A 3637-nucleotide genomic window follows, 5' to 3' on the forward strand; every position below is an offset into this window, starting at 1 on the left:
CTGGGCAATAGCTACTATGTCGCTTCCCGGGTCGGCTATCGCCGGACAGCCCGCTTCGGATATAATACCCACATGAAATCCATTTACCATAGGGTTGAGGTAATTTTCGATGTCTTCAGGCTTGGTATGCTTATTCAGCTCGTAGAAGGTAAGCTCATCTATATTGATGCTGCTCTCTACCTTTTTCAAGAAACGGCGGGCAGAGCGGATATTCTCCACAATAAAGTATTTTATTTGTAAGATGATCTCTTTGTTGTATGTGGGTAATACCTGTTCGACTGAAGTTTCTCCTAGTGTTACGGGTATGAGATATAACGATGCTTGCATAGCTTTTTAGTCTTTTAATTTATATAAATAATAGGTTTTGAATTTATCTTCAATATATGTGTCTACTATCTTATAATTCTCATTCAAAGCCGGTAAATTAAAGAAATAGTCGAAGTTGAGAGAGAATTCGGATAATATGATGAATTGTACTTCTTTATTTTCTATGTACTTCGTCTGCTCTTCCCTCATTTCGGGATAAATGGAGTGAGGTAGATTTGGTGAAATAAAGTATTTGACATTCGGTACAGTATTAGCTTTTGTAAATACGCCATTACCTAGGTCTAAACCAAGGTTGAGCAGTGTAGGGTTGCTTTCTTTCATTACAATGTTACTAAAAAGAAAGGCAGGATTGTTTGGCTCTTCTTTTCTTAATAGTTCAGCTGTGGAGAGTGAGAAAAAGTTCTTTTCTTTTATTCCTATTGCTAAAGCAAAGAAAGAAAATAATACGTATAAGTACCATCTAGCCTGTACCTTTATCATTCGGCTGAGTATGTCTATTATCGCGATACTTCCTAGTAAGCTGAATATATAGTAAGGCATAGAATAGTAGAACACGTAATTAGGTGATATAAATATGGCGATATGCAGACTTATGAAGGACAAAATAATGGCTAATCTGCCTGTATCATTCTGAATGTATTGTATCGGAAAATAGAATGCTCCAATCAGAATGACTAGGTATTCGAATGTGTCGAACCGTAAACGTTGATAAAACTTAATAGCAAGGTTTTCTATAGTTTCTACAAAGCCATCTAATTGTGCGTATTTTCCGTTCAATACTATATATGTATTCCATGCTTCAGATAACGCATTATTGTATACGAAATAGATAAAAATAGGAAGGAATAGGATTAGCATGCCTCCAATGTATGCTGCAATATTGGCAATTAGATTTTTATAGTCTTTATTTTTTAGTATAGCGATTAATATAGCCAGTAAAGGGAAAAGCCAGAATACAACCAAATTGATTTTTATAAGTATGGTTGCCGCACTCATAACGCCGTGAATAAACATGTATCTAGGGGCGTGTTTAGAGTTATTATTATTGAAGTAGTTCAAAAATAATAATAAGCTGACGACTTCAAATACAAGAATGAACTCTTCGGCCGAACCTCCTTCCGAAGAATGAGACAGTACGAATAGAGGAAATATAAGAGCTACTGCAAAAGCATATATTTTATCTAGAGATAGTCGGGCAGTCAAGTACCCACAGCAGATCATCGCTGTCCAAAAGAAAGCTTCTATCAGGTACATGCCAATGAATGAGGTATTGGAGATTGCATATCCTATGCCATAAATAAAAAAGATGAGAGGGCCTTTATGGTCAAATGCTTCAGTATATAATGTTCTTCCGTTAAAAATAGCTTTGCCTATATTATAGTACAGATTCACATCAGACCACTCGTTTATAGGATATAAAGGAGACATCTTGGAACAAAAGAATAATAGTAAGAATGAATATAGAGATAATAGAATAAGGATATTCTTATCTTTTACTATAGCTTGTTTTATCATTACTTATTATTCTGATTAAACAACAAAAGTAGAAAAAATATTATTGATAACGAATACTTTGCTTTATTCGTCCACATATATGTAAAAATCATGTATAATTTCCCCTAACTTTGTAGTAAATATATAAAGGATGAATTTACCCGTTGATTTTATTAATCGGACAAAATCTCTTTTAGGAGATGATTGGGCTGCTTTTGTACAAGCTTTAAATAGTGAATCGCCAACGAGTATCAGAATAAATAATCATAAGGCCGAGAAACTGTCACTCAATAGAGTTCCGTGGTCTGAATCAGGATATTACTTGCCTCAAAGGCCTTCGTTTACTTTCGATCCGTTGTTTCATGCCGGATGTTACTATGTCCAAGAGGCCTCTTCGATGTTTATAGAACAAGCTTTCACGCAATATGTCGCAGGAGGTAATGTGCGTATTCTTGATCTTTGCGCTGCTCCCGGAGGTAAATCAACACTGATGGCTGATATGATGGGAGAAGGTAGCCTTTTAGTTTCTAATGAGGTAATTCGTACTAGAGCGAATATATTGGCTGAGAATATAACAAAGTGGGGTAATCCTAATACGGTGGTGACCAACAATGATCCGCAACAGATAGGAAAACTGCAAGGCTTCTTTGATTTCATATTAGTAGATGCCCCGTGCTCAGGAGAGGGCATGTTCCGAAAAGATGAGGGTGCAACATCGGAGTGGTCGATAGACAATGTCAAGCTCTGCAAAGAACGGCAGCAACGTATTTTAGCAGATATATGGTCTGCACTCAAAACGGAAGGCTTGTTATTATATAGTACATGTACATACAATGTAGATGAAAATGAGGAGAATGTACAATGGATTTGTGAAGAGCTGGGAGCTGAGGTTTTACCAATCGACGTTAAAGAAGGGTGGGGGGTAAGCCCTTCTTTAAGAGAAAGTTTTCCTGCTTACCGATTCTTCCCTCATAAGACTAAAGGAGAAGGTTTTTTCTGTGCTTTACTTAGAAAGACTTCTGATGAAGGTTCTTTAAAGAGAAGGAAGGATAAAGAGAAAACATCAAAAAGTATTATTCCATTTGATTGTAAAGATTATGTAAAGGATAATGAATCGTTTATATTTTATTCGCAAAAAGATAGATGGTTTACTTTTCCTTCACTTCTGTATAATGACTTAACTTTGATAAAGTCGCACCTGAATGTTATTTCAGAAGGAATCTGCTTGGGAGAGGTTAAAGGAAAGGATTTTATCCCGGATCAGTCTCTAGCATTAAGTACGTATATCAATGCGGAGAATTTCACGACTTATGATGTGGACTGGAAAGCCGCTATAGCCTATCTACGTAAAGAGACACTATTATTGGAAGATCAGCCAAAAGGCTATGTTTTAATTACCTACAGGAACAAGCCACTGGGATTTGTAAAGAATATAGGCAATCGTGCAAATAACCTTTATCCACAAGAATGGCGAATCCGTTCAGCTAATATTCCTGAAACTAAGGTGAATGTTATCTAGTCTACTTTTATAAAACCTAGTATACGACCAATCTTTGCAAACACACGGAATCCGTTGTATATCCATGTTTTAGATTTCATTATGTCAGTTACAAATCCATTCTGATCGAGATAATATAACCTTTTGAGTTTTTCTGTCAGTGAGGGGCTAAGAAGCTCTTTGCATACTTGAAGTTTCTCTTTGTATATAATTGCTCCCCCAATTTGTGTGCTAAAGCCTTCCATATTGTAAACTACAATGAATGTGTCTACATATTTTACAGGAAGATGGTCTAGTGCAATCCCTTGAAAGAATAAT

General features: G+C 36.1%; 2 protein-coding genes and 2 pseudogenes. 1 reads left to right on the plus strand and 3 read right to left on the minus strand.

The features are described 5' to 3' along the window. Nucleotides 1-327, minus strand: a pseudogene (locus tag LDB17_RS03630) (SAM-dependent methyltransferase); the annotation flags it as partial. Between the two features lie 6 nt (nucleotides 328-333). Beyond that, nucleotides 334-1842, minus strand: a complete 1509-nt coding sequence (locus LDB17_RS03635; RefSeq protein ID WP_252638680.1) for a glycosyltransferase family 39 protein — start codon at nucleotides 1840-1842, stop codon at nucleotides 334-336. A 130-nt stretch (nucleotides 1843-1972) separates the two neighbouring features. On the opposite strand from LDB17_RS03635, the gene LDB17_RS03640 reads away from it, so the two are divergent. After that, on the plus strand, nucleotides 1973-3340 hold the full coding sequence (locus tag LDB17_RS03640; RefSeq protein WP_252638682.1) for an rRNA cytosine-C5-methyltransferase: 1368 nt from the start codon (nucleotides 1973-1975) through the stop codon (nucleotides 3338-3340). On the opposite strand, the pseudogene LDB17_RS03645 reads toward LDB17_RS03640, so the two are convergent. Continuing rightward, nucleotides 3337-3637: pseudogene (locus LDB17_RS03645) on the minus strand (glycosyltransferase); the annotation flags it as partial. The gene LDB17_RS03640 and the pseudogene LDB17_RS03645 sit on opposite strands and share 4 nt — an antisense overlap.

The sequence above is a fragment of the Dysgonomonas sp. Shenzhen-Wh21 genome, from assembly GCF_043392705.1.
GTDB lineage: Bacteria > Bacteroidota > Bacteroidia > Bacteroidales > Dysgonomonadaceae > Dysgonomonas.